This is a genomic window from Heliophilum fasciatum (assembly GCF_004341395.1).
GTDB lineage: Bacteria > Bacillota > Desulfitobacteriia > Heliobacteriales > Heliobacteriaceae > Heliophilum > Heliophilum fasciatum.
Map to the genome: position 1 here is coordinate 1 of NZ_SLXT01000023.1, position 19,700 is coordinate 19,700.

The window sequence follows — 19,700 nt, forward strand, 5'->3', positions numbered from 1 at the left end:
CGCGACGGACACCCTTGCCTTAAGCTACACCTACTGCCACCTTCGGTGTTCGGGACTTGCACCCTAGAGACAGCGCCCATGCCGGGCGCACAAATTGAAAAGCCGGCCTTACGGCCGGCTTTTATCGAAAACCCTTAGCGTCCGGATTCATTCGTCACACCTTGGGCAGCCTCTTGACCCGCCGATTGAGCGAGTTGAGCGGACGTGGCATTGTTGTTTGCCAATTGTTGTTCCGCCAGTTGAACCAGTTTCTTCGTCATGAAACCGCCGATGGAACCGACCTCACGAGTGGTCATGTTCTCCCAACCTTGACTTTGCACTTTGTTGCCCAAGCCAATTTCAGCGGCAACTTCATACTTGAAGCGGTCAAGGGCGGATTGGGCACCGGGGTACACGGCACGGTTGTTGTTTCTCGGCATGTTATTGTTTCACCTCCCTTCGTCGTTGTCTGGTCATAGAATGCCTCAACCTCTATGGTTTCATATTATGAACCTTCTGGTTATTCAACATAGGCTCTGGTCGTTTCTCCATCTGATGACAATAAAGCACCGAGTTCATCGTCAACACCATCAAAATCTTGATAAAACATACCGTCTTCGCCTTGTTCAACAGCCATTCCATCAATATCCTCAACCGCGCCTACCGATTCTTGCGCCCGCGGTGCAATGTCGGGGTAAGCAGAAAACGTATCGACATCGCTGGGTGTATCGGAACTGCCATAACGCCCAAGGATTTGCCAAGTGTCTTCACCGTCAAAGGCAACACTGTCCAGGGTCGGTTCCTCTTGCCGGGTGTCATGACGGGTAAACAAGTGGTCACCGCCATAGGCAGGGATATAAGGCGGTATGGCTTCTTCCAAAGGTCGCGTACGAATCGGATGAGTCTCTTCGTACCGTTGCTGGCAGCCCATGCAATAGCGCGCTGTAGGCATGGCCAGCAACCGTTCCGTCGCAATTGCCTCGCCGCAATCGTCACAGCGGCCATAAATTCCCTCGGTGATTTTTTTCTTGGCCCGCTCGATCGAATCTAAAGTCAAGCTGGCATAATCGCGCAAAGCCAGATCTTTCCCGCGTTCAAAAACTTCACTGGCTACATCGGCCGGATGGTTATCAAATACACTCAGTTCTTGAATCGATTCGCGCAGCGAATCGCCTAACCCATCTTCAGTGATGTCGCCCATGAGATCTTGAGCGTCTGCTTCCATCTGCTGTAATCGCTGCCAAACGGCTTCATGGCTCAAAGCCGGATCTTGTTCCGCACTACTCCATATTTTTTTTTGCTTTTTTTCCATCGCGCTTCCCCTCTTCATGGTTGAATTGGTATGGATGAGAAATGTGATATGCATGAGTAACGCTGTGGTTTTTTGATTTTATTGTCCGCTACACTCGTCCCTGCATTTGTACCAGGCGTACAATTTCCGCAATTAATCCGCCAATCAAGGGCAAATTAAGTACAACCAGTTCACGCAAAATCATCAAAATCACCGCGCCTAAGATCGTAAAGCCAATGGCCGTGCCCACGCCTCGCGCTAATCCGGCGATAAAGTTAAGAAAAAAAAGTCGTCTCGGGTTGTTGAGCATATCTACATATTCAGCAACTTTAATTTTTTCCAGCTCCACAGCGAGACTTTCCACTTTTTCCTGCAATGTCGCCAGCAACGCGATCTCTCCGGTGCGATTTTTGCTGTTCATGTTCTCACCCACCTGGCGATAGTATTTGAAAAAACTAGAAAGAAAAACCGCACTTTGCTTGGCAAAGTGCGGTTGGTAACGCTAGGGCCTTTTTAACTTGTGTAAGGTGGGCGAATTAATGCCGGCTATTTGGTTGATGCCAGCTAATTATTTAGCGCTTGTAAAGGCGCCGGAATGCGCCCGCCACGGGCGATAAAGGCAGAGGAACTAAAGTTATGCACGCTCATCACCGGTGCATGCCCCAGCAAGCCGCCAAACTCCACATGATCGCCCACTTGTTTGCCTGGTACCGGAATGATCCGTACAGCCGTCGTTTTGCGGTTGATCATGCCAATGGCCGCTTCATCGGCGATGATAGCCGCAATCGTTTCGGCCGGCGTATCACCAGGTACGGCAATCATGTCAAGGCCGACAGAACACACGCAAGTCATCGCTTCCAGCTTGTCCAGGCTCAACGCGCCCACTTCCACAGCGGCAATCATGCCGGCGTCCTCACTGACAGGAATAAAAGCGCCGGAAAGGCCGCCGACGTAGGAGGACGCCATGGCGCCGCCTTTTTTAACCGCATCATTGAGCATCGCCAGCGCCGCCGTCGTACCGTGAGTACCGCAACGCTCCAGGCCCATCGCTTCCAGGATATCGGCGACGCTGTCACCGATGGCCGGCGTTGGTGCCAGCGAAAGGTCAACGATGCCAAAGGGAACGCCTAACCGCTCGGAAGCAGCACGCCCAACCAGTTCACCCATACGGGTAATTTTAAACGCCGTCTGCTTGATGATCGAGGCCAGTTCACCAAAGTCACAGTTGGGCTTTTTGCGGATTGCATTAAGGACCACGCCCGGTCCGGACACACCGACATTGATGACACACTCGGGCTCACCGACGCCGTGAAAGGCACCGGCCATAAAGGGATTATCTTCCGGAACATTGCAAAAAACCACAAGCTTGGCACAGGCCAGGCCGTCTTGCTCTGCGCTGGCGGCGGCGGCCGCTTTGACGATATGCCCCATTAAAGCGACGGCGTCCATGTTGATGCCGGCTTTGGTCGTAGCAATGTTAACAGAAGCACAGACGCGCTCCGTCTGACTGAGTGCCTGTGGCAATGATTCGATCAGTGCCCGGTCACCCGGTGTCATGCCTTTGTGGACGAGCGCCGAATAACCACCGATAAAGTTGATGCCCACTTCCATAGCGGCTTTATCCAGCGCATGGGCGATCAGGGCATAATCATCGACACCACTGCTCTCCGCGACCATCGCGATCGGCGTCACGGAAATGCGTTTGTTGATGATCGGGATCCCGTACTGTTGCGCGATCATTTCCCCGGTAGGCACCAGATCTTGACCAAGGCGGGTGACTTTATCGTAGATCGCTGCTGCTGTTGCTTTGATGTCGCTGCGGCAACAATCACGCAGGGAGATGCCCATGGTGATCGTGCGGATGTCCAGGTTTTCCATCTGGACCATGCGAATCGTTTCTAAAATTTCTGAGGTATCCACGTGATACATGTTGGCCATGGTCGCCCATCCTTTCTCACTGAACCTGTCCCGTTCTGTTGCCGGCCAACAAAACTAAATCCGGTGCATGAACTTAAATACATCTTCGTGCTGGGCCATGATCTGTACGCCCAGCTCCTGACCTTTATCTGTCAAATCTTTTCGCAAGGTATCAAAACTTACCGCTGCTCCCGACATATCAACGACCATGATCATCGTAAAGATTTGTCCTTGCATGATGGTTTGGCTGATATCCAAGATATTCGCTTCGGCTTTGGCCAAAATGGCTGTAATCGCGGCGATGATCCCAACGCGGTCCACACCAAGTACACTGACGATGATGCGATTTTCTTTTTTTTCGGTCATGGGAACTTCTCCTCCCTATTGCGCGTTTCGTTGTTGTTCTGATGCTGCGTCGGACGCCCGATCAACCAGATGCTCCGTACAACGGGGACACACGGTAGGATGGTTGGGATGAGTGCCCAATTGCGTACTGTACATCCAGCAACGTTCACACTTGATACCCGTGGCCTTGGCCACATCTACCGCCACGGCGCCGTCGCCGTAAGCGGTTGTCGGCACTTCACTGCCCGGAGCCGCCAGTTGAACAGCCGAAACGATGCAGATCGTCGTCATGTCTTGCTTCTCAAGCAAAGCATACAGATCTTCACTCGTCGTGTAGATGGTTACGCTCGCTTCTAAGGAATGACCGATCACTTTGGCTTGCCGCGCTTGTTCTAGCGCTTTCGATACAACAGCGCGCACTTCCAGCACACGGTTCATCTCTGCTTCCAGTTCCGGGTTAATGTAGCGCTCTTCAAAAGCCGGCCAGGGCATCAACTGAACCGAGCGAGCCCGTTCTTTGGCGCCCGGTAAGAACTGCCATACTTCTTCCGCCGTAAAGGAAGCAAAGGGTGCCAGGATACGCACCAGTGCATCGGCAGCCGCATAAAGCACCGTTTGGGCCGAGCGGCGGGCCCGGGAATGGGGTGCTGACGTATAGAGGCGATCCTTAATGATATCAAGATAAAGAGCGCTCATTTCCACGGTGCAGAAGTTATGGACAGCATGATAAACCACATGGAATTCATAAGCACGGCACGCCTCAGTGACGCGGCGAATCAGCTTATGAAGATTGTTCATCGCCCAGCGATCAAGTTCCAGTAAGTCCTGATCAGCCACCTTGTCCGTTTCAGGGTTAAAGTCATAAAGGTTACCCAGGAAATAACGGAAAGTATTGCGGATCTTGCGATAGCCGTCAGCGACCTGGCGCATGATTCCCGGCGACGCGGCCACGTCGTTGCGATAATCGACCGAAGCGACCCACAGGCGCAAAATGTCGGCGCCCATATCTTTGATCACGGCCAGCGGATCGACGCCGTTCCCGAGGGATTTGGACATCTTGCGGCCTTGTTCATCGACGAGGAAACCATGGGTCAGTACCGCGCGATAGGGCGCTGTTCCCCGGGTGGCTACCGATGTGGACAAGGAAGAGTTGAACCAACCCCGGTGCTGGTCAGAGCCTTCAAGATAAAGGTCCGCCGGCCAGGAAAGATCGTCGCGAGTCTCCAGGACCGCCGCATGGGACGAGCCGGAGTCAAACCAAACATCCATGATGTCTGTTTCTTTACGGAACGAGCCATGGCTACAGTGCGGGCATTGAAGGCCAGGCGGTACCAGATCGGCCGCGTCACGGTCAAACCACACATCCGATCCCTGTTCACGGAAAAGTCCTTGGATGTGGCTGATCGTTTCGTCATTGATGATCTCTTTGCCGCATTGTTCACAATAGAAAATGGGAATCGGCACACCCCAGGTACGTTGCCGGGAAATACACCAGTCACCGCGATCGGCCACCATGTTATAGATGCGATCACGGCCCCAAGCCGGAATCCAACGCACTTGATCGATCGCTTCCAGCGCTTCCTGACGGAAACCGTCGATGGAAGCAAACCACTGCTCGGTTGCGCGGAAGAGAATCGGGCTCTTACAGCGCCAGCAGTGCGGGTAGGAGTGCACGATCTTGGTCATCTTAACGAGCAGTCCCCGTTTTTCCAGTTCGGCGATGACGGCCGGGTTGGCATCTTTCGTCGACATGCCGGCGAAGATGCCGCCTTCTTCCGTAAAGCGGCCGCGGAAATCGACCGGTGAAATGACCGGTAAGTTATAACCCCGGGCGACGATAAAGTCGTCTTCCCCGTGGCCCGGTGCCGTATGCACGCAACCGGTGCCTTGCTCTAACGTGACATGTTCACCGACGATAAGCAGCGATTCCCGCTCCACAAAGGGATGGTAGCAGGTGACACCTTCCAGTTCACGACCGGTGAATTCCTGCGCGATCATGCCGGCCGTCCGCCCCGTTTGGGCTAAAAACTGACCCAGCAGTTCTTTGGCCAAGATCAGGCGGTCACCGTTGCTTTCCACAAGCACATAGGTATACTCGGGATGAAGGGAGATAGCTACGTTGGCCGGCAACGTCCAAGGCGTCGTTGTCCAGATCACCACAAAGGTATTGGCGCTTTCAAAGCGTCCTTGGCTATCTTTGACAGGGAATTTCACATAGATCGACGGCGATTCCTTGTCAGCATACTCCACTTCTGCTTCGGCTAAGGCTGTTTCGCAGGAGGCACACCAATAGACCGGTTTGAGGCCTTTGTAGATATAGCCTTTTTTGGCCATTTCACCAAAAACACCAATCTGCGCCGCTTCAAAAGCCGGGTCTAAGGTCACATAGGGATGATCCCAGTCGCCGCGTACACCGAGGCGCTTAAACTGTTCTCGTTGAATATTCACGTATTTCAGTGCGTAATCCCGGCAGCGTTGGCGGAACTCAACGGCCGACACTTTGTGCCGATTCAGTCCCAACGCTTTGATCGCTTGCTGCTCGATCGGCAGGCCATGGGTATCCCAGCCGGGGACATAGGGAGCATCATAGCCGTCCATACTGTGAAACTTGACGATAAAATCTTTGAGCAGCTTATTCAGCGTATGGCCCAGATGAATATCGCCGTTGGCATAAGGAGGCCCGTCATGAAGGATGAATTTGGGCTTACCGGCGTTGGCTTCGGCCACCGTGTTGTACAGATCGATCTCCTGCCAGAAGGCCAACAGTTCAGGTTCCCGTTTGGGCAATCCCGCTTTCATCGGAAAATCAGTTTGGGGCAAATTCAGCGTCTTACCATATTCGTTCGTCGATTTTTCTTTCACTTTTTCCACCTCGTCAAAATATAAAAAACTCTCCCCCAGTAAAGGGGCGAGAGTTATTCGCGGTACCACCCAATTTTATCTTGCTTGAACCAAGACCTTGGTTTGGAGATAACGGTTGCCACCGGCCACGCCTAACTTCACTTCAGCGCGCAGTTCCCGGGTGATATGATCCATGGTCTTATCTGTCCTGGCTTCCACCCTCCCAGGTTCGCTGTCAGTAGTTTCCATGACCACTTGTCCCGTTCCATACTTTTGGACACTATTCCACCATGTTCGTATTATAACGATTGGATGCGGACGATGTCAAACCATCCTTCGTTGTTGCTTATTCCTGCTCATCTTTGATGTTTAACAGCGGGATGCGTACATAATCAGGTTTGGGCTCATAGGTCGCTGCTACCTGAAGCTGCACATCATCATCATCAGGAATCGCTTCCAGTTGGGCGATCAACATGGCCCGGTACTGTAGGCGATACTGACGAACAGCGTTTTTCAGCCATTCATATTGCCGTTCCAGGGTATGTTTTTTTTCTTCGGCTTCTTTTATGATCTTCTCAGCTTCCAGGCGAGCATTGCCAATACATAGATCAGCCTGTCGATCAGCCGTTTGCCGAACCTCTTCCGATGCTTTTTGGGCGAGGAGCAGTGTTTGGCTGAGGGTTTCTTCGAGCTTACGATAGCGAGTTACCTGTTCCTCTAATTGGGCAATTTTTTCTTTGGCATCTTGGCATTCTTTGAACAGGCCTTCATAAGCATAAGCAACGTCATCAAGAAAGGCGTCTACTTCTTCGATTTTATAACCCAATGCACTTCGTTTAAATTCCTTTTGACCGATATCAATCGGTGTCAACATGGCCGATTCCACTCTCTTTCCATCAGCGCTCTGACGATTGCCATAAAATTACCTGAAATCGTCCTTTTTTACTGACTCCTGCCACTTGACGAACAATCGCCCTTCCATGACCGCGCAATGATAGAATATCGCCCTCTTGCACTGCTTGCGCAATTTCTTTGGTTTCACGACCGTTGATGCGCAATTGCCCCGCCGTAATCATCGCCGATGAACGACCACGGGACACATGCCAGATAGCTGCAATCAATGCATCAGCACGCAACGAAGCTACAGAAATTCGTTTTTCTTCGCCACCGGCCACTTGCACCGGTTGTTCACCTTCCGGTAAGCGTCGGACCTGTAAAGCGACTCGTCCCGCTTCACTCCAGTGGGCAAGAATAAAATCGGCCATTTCTTGATCCAGCGCTACTGCACACCCTGATTCCGTCAGCAAAAGATCACCAATCTTTTCCCGCCGGATCCCTAATCCCAGCAAGGAGCCCAGATAATCACGATGACCTGGCGGTGATGCATTGCCTACCGGTACTGCCTGTAGCCAGACAATATGATTGTCACCGCTTGCTTCATCGTAGGGTAAGAAGATCAGTCGCCGGCGCTCCGCTTCCCCATGTCCCCCATCCAACCGGTACTGGATTCTCCGCTCACCCCGTAAGATGGCTTCGGCCAACTTTTGAATATAAGGCTCCAAAAAATCAGTCACCTGGTACCTGTCACAGGCGAGGCATCGATCAGCAACATCTAAGATACGACTGATCTTTTCTCGTTCCTCACTGGTACGCAGGTGACCTAATTGACGCTCTCTGGCTTTGCTCATAGCAACTGCAGCACAACCCTTTCCACTACATAAAGCAAGAGCAATGCGACCATCGGTGAAAAATCAAAAGGCATCGAGGAAGCAGGCATCATGCGGCGAACAGGGCCAAGCAATGGCTCGGTAACCTCGTAGATAAAGCCAAAAATCGCACCATTAGGGTTATGAGGAAAATAAGAGATGAGTACCCGGGCAAAAATGAGATATTCCATGACGGTGAACACTACGCTTACGATCTGATAAAGGGACAACTTGATTCCCTCCGTTCCGTCTATCCACGGTTGCTACTTGCCGGCCAGTTCCCGTGAGCGCTTGGTCGCAGCTTGTACCGCAGCAAACAAAGCTGCACGAACACCGCCGTCTTCTAACGCTTTTACACCGGCGATCGTCGTTCCTCCGGGGGAGGTTACGCGATCCCGCTCCACGCCGGGATGGTGGCCTCGCTCAAGTAAAAGCGCTGTGGAGCCACGAAACGTTTGCAGGACAAGCCGCCGAGCCAGATCGCGCGGTAACCCTTCATGAACACCGGCATCGATCATCGCTTCGATCATCAAGTACACATAAGCGGGGCCACTGCCACTGAGCCCAGTCACTGCATCGAGATAAGCTTCACCAACTACATCAGCCGTGCCTACAGCTTCCAAAATCGCCACAGCCGTCGCCATGTGCGCCTCTGTGGCATAGGTTCCGCCGGCTAAGGCCGAAGCACCTTTGCCGATCAGCGCCGGCGTGTTCGGCATCACCCGCACCACCGGTACACCATCGGCAAGCCATGCAGCCAACTGTTCCAGGCGAATCCCGGCAGCAATGGAAATTACTAACTTATCGGGTGTCAACCGATCCCGTAGTGCCGTTACTACGCTCGCCATTACCTGCGGTTTTACCGCGAGGATAACCACATCGCTTTGGGCACAGACTTGCTGGTTATCTTCTGTCGTGATCACTTGTAATGATTCTCGTAAAAAATCCAGTCGTTCCTGGGAAGGATCAGAAACGGTCAGTTGCGCTGGCGGTACGACCTTCACCAAACCGCGTAACAAAGCTTCCGCCATGGCCCCGCCGCCAATGATACCAATCCGCTGGTTGCCGAGATTATTTTGATTCAAGCTGCTAAGCCCCCTAGCCGTTGGTCATCCAAGACAACGTCGCACGCAGCGGCGAGTCTTCTTTTTTAATATCCCCAATAATATCAATATTGCTTGGTGCGAAGATAAAAATATTCGTACCGACTTTTTCTTGGGATCCACCTAAGGCATAGGTCGCGCCACTGACAAAATGAATGATCCAGCGCGCCATCTCTTTGTCAATCTTCTCCAGATTCAAGACTACCTGGCGACGATCTTTGAGATGATCAACAATACCCATGGCATCTTCAAAGGCTTTCGGCACAATGACAACCACTTTATGTTCTTTTTTCTGGCGCTCAGCGCTTAAGTTAACTACCGATGCAGCGGAACGCTCCGGATTGCGACGAGGAGGAAAAGGAATTTCTTTTTCCTCTTGCGGTGGCGGCGTTGTTTGTACGGGGATCACTGTCCTCGCTTGGTTATGTTGTTTCACCGTTGCAGCCTTTGGTGTTTCAACGGACTCCACAAACTCCTCATATTCATCGCTCATACCGATGATGTTATAGATTTTATCCATGATTTTCGCCATCCAAACGTACCTCCCTAATTTCGCTCACCAAAAATCTCAGACCCGATGCGCACAATGGTCGCACCCTCTTCAATCGCTACCTCAAAATCATTGGACATACCCATTGACAAATGTTGCATTGACACGTTCGGAAAGCCTTTATTAGTTACACGATCAGCCAAACGGCGCAGATCACGGAAAACATGGCGCACCTCTTCGGGATCATCGCAGTAAGGTGCCATCGTCATCAATCCACAAACCGCAATACCTGGCATTTGCGCAAGTGTTTCGATAAATCCTAACGCTTCATGAGGTACGATGCCGTGCTTAGTTGGTTCCTCAGCTACATTTACTTCAACCAGGCAGGCAACCGCCTTTCCCCAGTGCTGTCCCCACTTGTTGATTTCCTCTGCCAACGCAAGCCGATCCAGTGAATGAATAAGGGCTGTTTTGTTCGCAATACTTTTAACTTTTCTCGATTGAAGCGTTCCAATCATGTGCCATTGGATATGGTTCGGAAACTGTGGTATTTTCGCCGTCAGTTCTTGAACCCGGCTTTCCCCAAGCATGTCCACGCCGGCTGCGACAACCGGGGTGATGGCCTCGACGGGAACCGTCTTGGTCACAGCCAACAATTGAACGTCCTGGGGGTTACGACCGGCACGCAATGCTGCTACCTGCATGCGTTGACGCACTTGGTTCAAACGAACAAGAATTGGGCTCATGATCGCTCGTTCCCCTTCAACTTGTAGCGTATTTCGCTATTCTATAGCGATTTCCTGCTTTTCTAAAAAATATCTTGCACATTTTCTTTATTTAGTTTGTACAAGCTTTCTACACTTTTATTCCGTAGCTTTTTTCATGCACAAGCATTATTTAATTTCTTGCCCGGGCTCTAACCAAGACGGGTTTTGTACAACCAAAGACTTTTCATCCAATGTGGCCGGATCAACGATCACTTGCTCATTGACTGTCGCCGTCACCGTGACAGGATGCCACTGGGCACGATTTTTTTCGCTGAGCCAAACGCCTTTTTCCCCTTCGCGCTCGACGATCGCTTCCAAGGGCAACAAAATCCCTTTATGCGTTTGTTCGACATACAACAAGGATGCTTTGCGTTCTTTGATCGCATCCAGGCTAGGGTTCAGCAACTGGATTAATACCCATACGTCATCGACACCGCGCACTTGCACAACTTTACCGGAAATATTAGGGCCTGTTGGCGACATGGCCAACGTGATGCGCATTTGCGGTACCAGTGGTTTGGGCAAATCCGTCATCACATAATGAGTTAAATAATAAGCTTTTTCAATGTTATCGATGATTTTGAAGATTGGCTGTCCACGATTGACATAATCATCATTTTGTACTTCTGTCGGCTTTTCTGTCAATGCCTTCAACTGCCCCGGATCGAGTGTATCAAGGACACGTGGCGTTAACACCGACTCTAAGCCATCCATGCGAAACTCCAGTAATCCTGCCCGTGGTGCCGGCACACTTTGGGCCCCCCCCTCATCGCCCTCGGCCGCATTGCCGGACTGGAGCCCTGCTACCGGGGCACCGAGCCGCACACGCTCGCTGTCCTTGGCAATACGTTGGAATCGTCCCGCTGCCGGCGCAGAAATGATCACTTCATCACGAATAATCCATCCCGGCAACGGTCGTGTTACCGACAGTTGCCCTAATTTTGCTGGTTGCACCTCGACAACCGCTTTCACGAACAAATGCTGCAGCTTTTCTTTGGCCCACCATACACCAAAACCACAAAGTATAATTACCGCAATAACGAGCAAAAGGCGCAGCCAAAATTTTCGGCGGCGCTTTTTGATTGCATCTTTACCTGGAGGAACCATTGTCAAACGGGACATCCCTTTGTAGTGCCACCCTTCTTACTTGCAGTTACGGTTACGCAGTCCCGTGCTTTCAACCGTTATCTGCAATAAGTGCTTATGTTAGACCAAGTATACCATTAAAACCTGTTTCCGCCAAATAAAAAACAACCCCTATCCGGTAGGAAACCGGAAAGGGGAATTTGTACCCAATAGCTTCATGTCCTGATTACGGGTTGAGTTCTTTACGTTCACCGGTGACGAGATAGACGACCGTTTCAGCAATATTGGTCGCGTGATCACCAAAGCGCTCCAGGTAACGAGCGATAAAGATCAATTGTGTCGCTTGATTGATTACCGAAGGATCTTTCAACATCAATTGCAGGAGATCATTAAAGATATGCTTGTAAAGCGCATCGACCTGATTATCGAGGTCACTCATCTTGATGGCCAGTTCAATGTCCTCTTGCAAGTATGCGTCAAGCCCCATTTTAACCATTTGCTGACATACACTGGACATGATCGGTGTATTAACCAGCGTTTTTACATAGGGTTGTTCCGCAATCCGCCGGACCGATTTAGCTACACCGCAGGCATTATCAGCCATTCGCTCCAATTCCAGAGATATCCGCCAAGCACTGCTGATCTTGCGCAGATCTTTAGCCATCGGCTGCTGTAAAGCGATCAGCTTCATGCAGCGTTCTTCCACGTCATGCTGTAATCGATCGATGCGATCATCATTGGCAATGACCTGGCTTGCTAACTGGCGATCTTGATCAAGCAACGCCTTCGTGCTTAAGGAAATCGCCTCTTCCACATAAGATCCCATCCGGAGGAGGTCTTGTTGCAACGTCTCCAAGGCATGATGAAAATCACTGCGTACGGACATTTTATCCACCCTTTCTGCGCTTAGCCAAATCGTCCTGTAATGTAGTCTTCAGTGCGCTGATCTTTCGGGGTAGTAAAAATGACTTCCGTATGATCAAACTCCACGAGATCACCAACTAAGAAAAAAGCTGTTTTATCAGAAATACGGGCCGCTTGTTGCATATTGTGCGTCACAATGACGATAGTATACTGGGCTTTCAGTTCCCGGATCAGCTCTTCGATCTTTAATGTCGAAATCGGGTCCAGAGCCGACGTAGGCTCATCCATGAGCAAGACTTCCGGCTGGATCGCCAACGCGCGAGCGATACAAAGACGCTGTTGCTGGCCACCGGACAAACCAAGGGCCGGCTTATGGAGACGATCTTTGACTTCATCCCACAACGCTGCCTGTTTCAGCGACTTCTCGACGATCTCTTCAAGCTTGGTTTTGTCTTTCAAGCCATGTAATTTCGGCGCATAGGCCACGTTATCAAAGATGCTTTTGGGAAAAGGATTCGGTGCCTGAAAGACCATGCCGACTCGTTTGCGCAAGGCCACCACATCGGTTGTCGGCGCGTAGATGTCAGTGTCCTCAAACATCAATGTACCATCGACACGACAGATGGGAATAATATCATTCATACGGTTGAGACAACGTAAGAAGGTCGACTTACCGCAACCGGACGGACCGATCAGCGCCGTTACTTCCCGGTCTCTAATCGTCATATCAATGCCATGAAGTGCGTGAAAATCACCGTAATATAAGTTCAAGTCTTCAGAAACAATTTTTGCCTTATTCATTGGCTCCTCCTATACCTTACGCATCCGGCGGAAATAGGATCGCAACACAACGGCGATCATATTCAGCCCCAGCACAATCATCAATAAGATCATTGCCGTTCCATAGGGTATCTTGGGATCGGCATTGGGCACTTGCGTTGCAATTACGTAAAGATGATAAGGCAAGGCCATGACTTGGTCAAAAATAGTCTTCGGCAAGTGGGGCAGGAAGAAAGCAGCTGCCGTCAACAAAATCGGTGCCGTTTCACCGGCAGCCCGAGCCACGCCCAAAATCGCCCCCGTCAATATCCCGGGAAGGGCGTTGGGTAAAACGATAAATAAAATGGTCTGAAGTTTCGTGGCGCCCAGCGCCAGGCTGGCTTCGCGATACCCGTTCGGTACCGTGCGCAGTGCTTCTTCTGAAGTGGTGATGATGACGGGCAAGGTCATCAACGCTAACGTGAGTGAGCCCGCTAAGATGGAAACACCCATCTCCAGATAAAGCACAAAGAAACCGAGCCCAAACAAACCAAAGACAACAGAAGGAACACCGGCCAAGTTAACGACAGCCAAGCGGATCAAGCGCGTGAGCCATGATTCGCGGGCATATTCTACCAAGTAAATCGATGTCATCACTCCGATAGGCAGTGCCAGCATGATCGTACCTGCGACGAGAATCATCGTACCAACGATGGCCGGGAAAATTCCACCTGCCGTCATCCCTTTGCGCGGTGCTTCAGAGATGAACTCCCAATTCAGTGCTGGGATTCCTTTGATGGCAATTTCACCAATGACGATCGCCAGCGCCAGTACGATCAACGCCGCCATAGCTCGCAGGACATTAAAGGCGATTTTCTCAGTTGTTTTTGGTGACATCTTACTCAACCTCTTTCATACGATGACGGATAAAATCAGCGATCAGGTTGATGGCCAATGTCATGGCAAAAAGCACAGCTCCGACGATGAATAAGGCATGATAATGCTGACTGCCCCGGGCGACTTCTCCCATTTCAGCGGCGATGGTCGCAGTCATGGTTCGTACCGGTACAAGCATGGAATCTGGCAAAAGCCCGGCATTGCCGGTAACCATCAATACGGTCATTGTTTCCCCAATGGCCCGGCCGATACCGAGCATGATCGATGCCGTGATTCCCGACAGCGCTGCCGGAACAATCACCGTAACAATCGCTTGCCAACGAGTCGACCCCATGGAAAGAGCCGCTTCCATATAACGCCCTGGAACGGCCGAGATAGCATCCTCGGAGATCGATGCGATCGTCGGCAGCGCCATCAAGGCCAGCGTCAATGCGCCGGTCAACGCCGTTAACCCGGTAGGAATATCAAAAAGGCTTTTGATCTCCGGTGCCAACACAGCCAACCCGAAAAAACCAAGTACAACCGAGGGAATGCCGGCCAGCACTTCAATCGTTGGCTTAAGGATCTCCCGCACCGTAGGACCGGCGACCATCGACAGATAGATGGCTGCACCCACGCCAAGAGGCACGGAAATCACAATCGCCCCGGCCGTAACGATCACTGACCCAGCAATCAATGGTAATAAACCAAAAGTCGGCGGATCCGAAATGGGATACCAGTTTTTCATTCCCAAGGTAGCCAGTGATGCATCGTTCAGCAATAACGGCACGGCTTCTTTAAATAAGAAAATAAAAATCATGAATACGGTCAGTACGCCGATAAAGGCGGAAGCAAAAAGCATGACTTCTACAAGCTTTTCGGTGATGTACCAAGCCTCACGCTTCTTGGACTCCCCTTTTTTCAATGATTCGCGGGGAATAGAAATGATGCCGTTACCCGTGTGCTCCCCAGTAGGAATCATCGTAAACCCTCCTTAAATAACCCTGCCCAAATAGTGTTACCGGTCCTACAAAAAAGGGCAGAGCGTTTGCCGACTCTGCCCTTGTGTGGGTTATTCATCGATATACAACAATGACGGTGGCGTACTACTATGCCTATTTTACAGCGATGAAATCCATTTTCTTCACAATCGCCTGGCCTTCGGCGCTCAGCATGAAGTCGACAAAACTTTTGCTCAAGCCTTCCGGCTCACCAGCAGAATAAACATAGAGTGGACGCGATACGGGATAGGTTTTGTCTTTTACTGTAGCTTCTGACGGCAACACTGCCGGCGATCCCGCATCCTTTTTCACAGCAATCACTTTGACTTTATCGGTGAGATAGCCCATGCCGACATAGCCGATCGCTTGTTTGTTCGTTTCTGCTTCTTTGGCAATGGAAGCACTGGAGGTTTGCAACAATGCATCAGCTCGATATTCCTGATTTTTCATCAGATGTTCTTTAACGAATACGTGGGTTCCCGAAGAAGCTTCCCGTGCCAGAGCGACGATTTTTTCATCGTTGCCACCGACTTCTTTCCAGTTCGATATTTTACCTGTATAGATGTTCGCCAATTGCTCGTTCGTCAGTTCGTTAACCGGATTCTCTTTGTTCACGATAAAACCGATGCCGTCCATAGCAATCGCGTATTCCTTGACATCCTTGCCTGTAGCTTCCTTGATTTTGGCCTTTTCTTCAGCTTTGATTTCACGGGAAGAGTTAGCCAGGTCACAAGTTTTGTTGGTCAGCGCAGCGATCCCTGTCCCCGAGCCACCACCGGTTACGGCAATCGTTGCTTGGGGGTTTTTGGCCATGAAATCTTCCGCCATCGCTTGACTCAGGTTAACAATGGTATCGGACCCTTTAACTTGTAAAGAACCTTTGATTCCAGAAGTGGGCGCACCGCCGGTGTTTTCTTGTTTGGCACCACCGCCACATCCGGCCACCACTGTACCGAGCATCCCGAAAACAACAGAAACAGCCACTAACTTAGAGATCTTTTTGAAGTTCATTGGTCTCTAATTACCTCCTTAAATTTAGCCCCTGCTCAGGTAAGCCGCTCACCAAAGAAAGAATACAAAAGAAAAATTAGGGCACAATGAATATTCCGTTAAGAAAGTGTTAAGACCTTGACTTCCTCGACGACGTATCCGGAGCCCGGCTGTTGCTTGGCTCTTTTTTTGACCCTGGCCGCCACTTCACCAATCTGTGATACATGAGCAAATCGACCGGTAACAACCGATAAAGAAATGGACATCACTGGATAACGGCAAGGGTTTCCTTGCCGATCACGACCGTCAATATATCCGGCTTGTCGGTCACGCTCCAGATATAACTCGCCAATGCGCCGGTCAAACTCACAGACAATACGATCGCACAACTCCTGATAAGATGATGTGGTAACGATGATCCAATCATCACCGCCGATGTGGCCGACAAAATCATCAGGACAACCTTGATTCTGCACGGCCGTAGATAGAATCTGCGCCGTCAACTTAATGGCTTGATCACCCTGTTCAAAACCGTAATAGTCATTAAAAGCCTTAAAATGATCGAGATCAGCATAGATCACGGTAAACGCCTGTCCGGCTTCACAACGCCGCTCCATATCTTCTTTAATCTGAAGGTTACCGGGCATCCCCGTTAAGGGATTGGCCCCCAGTGCCCGCTCGATCTGCAGGCCGGTCATTTGATCAAGCAACGCGCGCACTGAAACAACGCCAACGCACACCTTTTCTTCGTTCACTACGATGATATGATCATAAAGGCGCTGCATCTGTCGGGCTGTAGCCAGATGGGCAACGCGATCAATACGCATCGCCGTGTCGACAATTAAAGGATTGCGATCCATGATTAAAGAAACGGGGCGCTGCCCATAGAGCGCCAAGCCATATTTATTGACCATTTGCCCATAGAGCTTATCACGCATCAGCAAGCCTACCGGGCGCATCCCATCGACAATCACCAAGCTGAAAGCATTGCTGTTGGTTTGGAAAAAATCAAGTGCCTGATGGGTTGGTGCATTCTGCGCGAGCCCATGAAAGGCCTCAACCAGTTCCCCTACCGGCATCATCGTTCCCATCTCATCAGCGGGCTTCTGTTGCTTGAGTTCCCCTAAAACTCGCTGTGCTTCGCCGGTCAAAGCTTTTTTCTCAGGGCTGGGACGACCTAAAAAATAGCCTTGGCCAATATCAACTCCTAAACGATGCAACCAGCGTAACTCCGCTTCCGTTTCAATCCCTTCGGCAATGATCTGTATACCAAGGCGCTTCGCAAAAGAAACAAAAATCTCGGCCATGGCTTGTTTGATCACCGATGTATCAATATGATGAATCAACGACATATCAATTTTTATATAATCAGGGATAATTTCGGCAATCGATTGCAAACTCGAATAGCCGGCACCCGCATCATCAACAGCTACTTGAAAACCGACGTTGCGAAACCGTTCCAACTTCTTATCAAAACTGCGAAAATCGTCGATACTCTGACGTTCGGTAATCTCAAAGACGATCTGTCCCGGATCGCGACCAACCGAATGGACAAGCTGAAGCAGATTTTCCGGTGTAAAATCAGGATCTTGGATGACCTGGGGACTGATATTGACAAACAACCGCACGTCCTTAGGCCAATTCACAGTGCCCTGAACTGCTTTCTGGCGTAACAGACGTTCTAGCGGAAACAAAAGATTCGACTTCTCAGCCAAATCAGCGAGTCCTTGGGACCACTGCAGAGAACTTTCGCTGGGCCCACGGCTAAGCGCTTCATAACCCATGATTTTTCCGCTTGCCATATCGACAAGCGGCTGATAGTGAATCGAGAAGCGCTCCTCTTTGATGGCTTCCCGCAACTCCCAGACTTGGCGAGTCCATTTTGCGTCCTCGTTCCCCTTTGCCATTTGACGGGCTTCTTTTAGCCCTTTATAAATTAAAGTTTCCAGGCTTAACTCCGATGATGCAAGAAGTATCGACCAGCCGCGGTGTAAATCAAGCGGTTCCTGCAACACACCCTGCAATTGACGGTTAACGCTGCTCAGCACCTGCGTGCAAAGATCTTCAGCTAAGCATTCTAAAAAATCCAACCCTTGTAATGTCCCTACCGAAGGCAGTGAGTAATACAACACAAAATCATCGCCACCGACGTTATGAACAAACAACGTACGTCCCACACTCAGTAGGGGCCGTGCCTGCAAAATTGATCGTGTCACCGTTTTTAACACACGACGGGCAACCGGTGCCCCATAATGCTGTTCGATATGAGTCAATCCCACGATATCGAGAAAAATGATTCCAATACTTCGACGCCGTTGTAAATTCAACTCAACTTGCTCAAATACTTCACTGCCCGATGTTGTGGCCGAGTAAAACCGATGTTCATCAGGTATTTTATGCTCCTGTAGCCAATTCATCCATGACTGTTGTGAACGCACCCTGCGGTCCCTCCTCCTCGCTGCTCATTGATGATGTCACCGCCGTGGTAGCGCTTTCGCCTGCTGTTTTCTGCGCCTGTTCAACCAAAACACGGATCGCTTGCAGTAATTCTTCCGATTCCTGAGCAATATCGTGGGCAAGACCGGTAATGCCGTTTACATGCTCTCCTGAAATCTTGATGGCACCAAATATCTGTATCCAAGCATTGTGCACCTGATCAGCAACCTTGCGAGTACTCATGCTACGGTTTTTCGCTTCTTGTGCACATCGATCGGCCTCATCGATCTTGATCAACACTTGCCGGAGTAATGATGAGATTTGACGGGCTGCCGTATTGGTCTCGTCAGCTAATTTTCTAACTTCCTCAGCGACAACAGCAAAACCACGACCATGAACGCCGGCCCTTGCTGCTTCAATCGACGCATTAAAGGCCAGCAAATTGGTTTGATCGGCTAACTGCCGAATCATCTGTGAGATCGGTTCAATTTCTTTAGATTCTTCCAATAATTGATTCATGATCTCCATCTGATGATCAACCGTTTGATCGATCGTATCAATTTCATGTAATGCTTGGTTTAAAGCAAGCCGTCCCTCATCGGTATAGCCATTCATCTGTTCAGCGTTGCGGTGTGCCTCAACCGATAGATCGGCGATTGCTTGCGCTTGATCGGTAATGAGTGCGATCCGTTCCGATGTTTGTGTCAAGAGACTGGCCTGTCCACGGGCCACATTGACTTGATTGCAATTCATCAATGTTAACAGCTTTTTGATCGTGATCATCCCTACACAGCGACCTTGATTCGTAATGATCACATTATCATAAAGCGTCGCTGCCTCCCGTTGCGTAGCCAGTTGACATACGTCGATCACCAGTGCTTGCTGATCGACAATAATACAATCGCTGGTCATGATCCGCCGAACCGGTCGATCATAATACACCGATACACCATAGCGCTTACCTAAATGAGCAAAAAGTTGATCACGCATCACCAATCCCAGCGGTTTTTTTCCCCCCGAGACAATAACAACACCATTATAATTTTGATTTTCTTCAAGAAACGCAACAACATCTCGTGTTGCCGAATTCTCACCCAGCATCGGTGCCGGTTCGGCAAAACGGCCAATCGGCATCAACGCAATCGACTCGGCTATTTTCAATTGCTCTTTCTCGCATTGCATCTTTTGTCCGTTGCGTAGCTCCTGATAGCTCATTCTTTTCTCCTTTATATTTTGTAAATAATTTTCA

Annotated in this window: 20 protein-coding genes; all 20 read right to left on the reverse strand. The window is 50.4% G+C overall.

Annotated elements, in window-relative coordinates; genetic code table 11:
• Nucleotides 1–134: 134 nt before the first annotated feature.
• The 20 genes from EDD73_RS11295 to EDD73_RS11390 all read right to left on the reverse strand — a co-directional run bounded on the left by EDD73_RS11295 (nucleotide 135) and on the right by EDD73_RS11390 (nucleotide 19,666).
• Nucleotides 135–419 carry an alpha/beta-type small acid-soluble spore protein gene (locus EDD73_RS11295; RefSeq protein WP_131919976.1) on the reverse strand — a complete coding sequence of 95 codons (285 nt, stop codon included), beginning with the start codon at nucleotides 417–419 and terminating at the stop codon, nucleotides 135–137.
• Between the two features lie 80 nt (nucleotides 420–499).
• Nucleotides 500–1,291, reverse strand: a complete 792-nt coding sequence (locus EDD73_RS11300; protein ID WP_165876476.1) for a TraR/DksA C4-type zinc finger protein — start codon at nucleotides 1,289–1,291, stop codon at nucleotides 500–502.
• A gap of 88 nt (nucleotides 1,292–1,379) precedes the next feature.
• Nucleotides 1,380–1,691, reverse strand: coding sequence for a DUF5665 domain-containing protein (locus tag EDD73_RS11305; RefSeq protein WP_131919981.1), 312 nt, complete (start codon nucleotides 1,689–1,691; stop codon nucleotides 1,380–1,382).
• 143 nt (nucleotides 1,692–1,834) lie between these two features.
• Nucleotides 1,835–3,199 (reverse strand): PFL family protein, encoded by a 1,365-nt coding sequence (locus EDD73_RS11310; RefSeq protein ID WP_131920058.1) that lies wholly within the window; start codon nucleotides 3,197–3,199, stop codon nucleotides 1,835–1,837.
• A gap of 63 nt (nucleotides 3,200–3,262) precedes the next feature.
• On the reverse strand, nucleotides 3,263–3,553 hold the full coding sequence (locus EDD73_RS11315; protein WP_131919983.1) for an ACT domain-containing protein: 291 nt from the start codon (nucleotides 3,551–3,553) through the stop codon (nucleotides 3,263–3,265).
• Nucleotides 3,554–3,568: 15 nt separating this feature from the next.
• Complete coding sequence (gene ileS, locus EDD73_RS11320) at nucleotides 3,569–6,331, reverse strand: isoleucine--tRNA ligase (protein ID WP_243116901.1); 2,763 nt, start codon at nucleotides 6,329–6,331, stop codon at nucleotides 3,569–3,571.
• 388 nt (nucleotides 6,332–6,719) lie between these two features.
• Complete coding sequence (locus tag EDD73_RS11325) at nucleotides 6,720–7,259, reverse strand: DivIVA domain-containing protein (protein WP_207668875.1); 540 nt, start codon at nucleotides 7,257–7,259, stop codon at nucleotides 6,720–6,722.
• A 10-nt stretch (nucleotides 7,260–7,269) separates the two neighbouring features.
• On the reverse strand, nucleotides 7,270–8,061 hold the full coding sequence (locus EDD73_RS11330; RefSeq protein WP_131919989.1) for a YlmH family RNA-binding protein: 792 nt from the start codon (nucleotides 8,059–8,061) through the stop codon (nucleotides 7,270–7,272).
• Complete coding sequence (locus EDD73_RS11335) at nucleotides 8,058–8,309, reverse strand: YggT family protein (RefSeq protein WP_243116899.1); 252 nt, start codon at nucleotides 8,307–8,309, stop codon at nucleotides 8,058–8,060. Before EDD73_RS11335 ends, EDD73_RS11330 begins: the two co-directional genes overlap by 4 nt.
• Nucleotides 8,310–8,342: 33 nt before the next feature.
• Entirely contained in the window at nucleotides 8,343–9,164 is an 822-nt protein-coding gene (gene proC, locus EDD73_RS11340; protein ID WP_243116900.1) for a pyrroline-5-carboxylate reductase, read from the reverse strand.
• Between the two features lie 13 nt (nucleotides 9,165–9,177).
• On the reverse strand, nucleotides 9,178–9,714 hold the full coding sequence (locus tag EDD73_RS11345; RefSeq protein WP_131919991.1) for a cell division protein SepF: 537 nt from the start codon (nucleotides 9,712–9,714) through the stop codon (nucleotides 9,178–9,180).
• Between the two features lie 14 nt (nucleotides 9,715–9,728).
• A complete protein-coding gene (locus EDD73_RS11350) occupies nucleotides 9,729–10,418 on the reverse strand; it encodes a YggS family pyridoxal phosphate-dependent enzyme (RefSeq protein WP_131919993.1) in 690 nt (229 codons plus the stop codon).
• A gap of 147 nt (nucleotides 10,419–10,565) precedes the next feature.
• Entirely contained in the window at nucleotides 10,566–11,561 is a 996-nt protein-coding gene (locus EDD73_RS11355; protein ID WP_131919995.1) for a biotin/lipoyl attachment domain-containing protein, read from the reverse strand.
• 190 nt (nucleotides 11,562–11,751) lie between these two features.
• On the reverse strand, nucleotides 11,752–12,411 hold the full coding sequence (gene phoU, locus EDD73_RS11360) for a phosphate signaling complex protein PhoU (protein WP_131919997.1): 660 nt from the start codon (nucleotides 12,409–12,411) through the stop codon (nucleotides 11,752–11,754).
• Between the two features lie 20 nt (nucleotides 12,412–12,431).
• The gene (gene pstB / locus EDD73_RS11365; protein ID WP_131919999.1) at nucleotides 12,432–13,190 is read right to left on the reverse strand and encodes a phosphate ABC transporter ATP-binding protein PstB; all 759 of its coding nucleotides are present in this window, start codon (nucleotides 13,188–13,190) and stop codon (nucleotides 12,432–12,434) included.
• A 9-nt stretch (nucleotides 13,191–13,199) separates the two neighbouring features.
• On the reverse strand, nucleotides 13,200–14,045 hold the full coding sequence (gene pstA, locus EDD73_RS11370) for a phosphate ABC transporter permease PstA (RefSeq protein WP_131920001.1): 846 nt from the start codon (nucleotides 14,043–14,045) through the stop codon (nucleotides 13,200–13,202).
• 1 nt (nucleotide 14,046) lies between these two features.
• The gene (gene pstC, locus EDD73_RS11375; RefSeq protein WP_131920003.1) at nucleotides 14,047–15,006 is read right to left on the reverse strand and encodes a phosphate ABC transporter permease subunit PstC; all 960 of its coding nucleotides are present in this window, start codon (nucleotides 15,004–15,006) and stop codon (nucleotides 14,047–14,049) included.
• A gap of 133 nt (nucleotides 15,007–15,139) precedes the next feature.
• Nucleotides 15,140–16,036, reverse strand: a complete 897-nt coding sequence (locus tag EDD73_RS11380) for a phosphate ABC transporter substrate-binding protein (protein ID WP_131920005.1) — start codon at nucleotides 16,034–16,036, stop codon at nucleotides 15,140–15,142.
• A 98-nt stretch (nucleotides 16,037–16,134) separates the two neighbouring features.
• The gene (locus EDD73_RS11385) at nucleotides 16,135–18,453 is read right to left on the reverse strand and encodes an EAL domain-containing protein (RefSeq protein ID WP_131920007.1); all 2,319 of its coding nucleotides are present in this window, start codon (nucleotides 18,451–18,453) and stop codon (nucleotides 16,135–16,137) included.
• The gene (locus tag EDD73_RS11390; protein ID WP_131920009.1) at nucleotides 18,410–19,666 is read right to left on the reverse strand and encodes a methyl-accepting chemotaxis protein; all 1,257 of its coding nucleotides are present in this window, start codon (nucleotides 19,664–19,666) and stop codon (nucleotides 18,410–18,412) included. Before EDD73_RS11390 ends, EDD73_RS11385 begins: the two co-directional genes overlap by 44 nt.
• Nucleotides 19,667–19,700 lie beyond the last annotated feature (34 nt).

What these genes read in the sequence shown, in the direction of transcription:
- EDD73_RS11295 (WP_131919976.1), bottom strand. Translation starts at nt 419, where the DNA reads ATGCCGAGAAACAACAACCGTGCCGTGTACCCCGGTGCCCAATCCGCC.
- EDD73_RS11300 (WP_165876476.1), bottom strand. Translation starts at nt 1,291, where the DNA reads ATGGAAAAAAAGCAAAAAAAAATATGGAGTAGTGCGGAACAAGATCCG.
- EDD73_RS11305 (WP_131919981.1), bottom strand. Translation starts at nt 1,691, where the DNA reads ATGAACAGCAAAAATCGCACCGGAGAGATCGCGTTGCTGGCGACATTG.
- EDD73_RS11310 (WP_131920058.1), bottom strand. Translation starts at nt 3,199, where the DNA reads ATGTATCACGTGGATACCTCAGAAATTTTAGAAACGATTCGCATGGTC.
- EDD73_RS11315 (WP_131919983.1), bottom strand. Translation starts at nt 3,553, where the DNA reads ATGACCGAAAAAAAAGAAAATCGCATCATCGTCAGTGTACTTGGTGTG.
- ileS (WP_243116901.1), bottom strand. Translation starts at nt 6,331, where the DNA reads ATGAAAGCGGGATTGCCCAAACGGGAACCTGAACTGTTGGCCTTCTGG.
- EDD73_RS11330 (WP_131919989.1), bottom strand. Translation starts at nt 8,061, where the DNA reads ATGAGCAAAGCCAGAGAGCGTCAATTAGGTCACCTGCGTACCAGTGAG.
- EDD73_RS11345 (WP_131919991.1), bottom strand. Translation starts at nt 9,714, where the DNA reads ATGGCGAAAATCATGGATAAAATCTATAACATCATCGGTATGAGCGAT.
- EDD73_RS11350 (WP_131919993.1), bottom strand. Translation starts at nt 10,418, where the DNA reads ATGAGCCCAATTCTTGTTCGTTTGAACCAAGTGCGTCAACGCATGCAG.
- EDD73_RS11355 (WP_131919995.1), bottom strand. Translation starts at nt 11,561, where the DNA reads ATGTCCCGTTTGACAATGGTTCCTCCAGGTAAAGATGCAATCAAAAAG.
- phoU (WP_131919997.1), bottom strand. Translation starts at nt 12,411, where the DNA reads ATGTCCGTACGCAGTGATTTTCATCATGCCTTGGAGACGTTGCAACAA.
- pstB (WP_131919999.1), bottom strand. Translation starts at nt 13,190, where the DNA reads ATGAATAAGGCAAAAATTGTTTCTGAAGACTTGAACTTATATTACGGT.
- pstA (WP_131920001.1), bottom strand. Translation starts at nt 14,045, where the DNA reads ATGTCACCAAAAACAACTGAGAAAATCGCCTTTAATGTCCTGCGAGCT.
- pstC (WP_131920003.1), bottom strand. Translation starts at nt 15,006, where the DNA reads ATGATTCCTACTGGGGAGCACACGGGTAACGGCATCATTTCTATTCCC.
- EDD73_RS11380 (WP_131920005.1), bottom strand. Translation starts at nt 16,036, where the DNA reads ATGAACTTCAAAAAGATCTCTAAGTTAGTGGCTGTTTCTGTTGTTTTC.
- EDD73_RS11390 (WP_131920009.1), bottom strand. Translation starts at nt 19,666, where the DNA reads ATGAGCTATCAGGAGCTACGCAACGGACAAAAGATGCAATGCGAGAAA.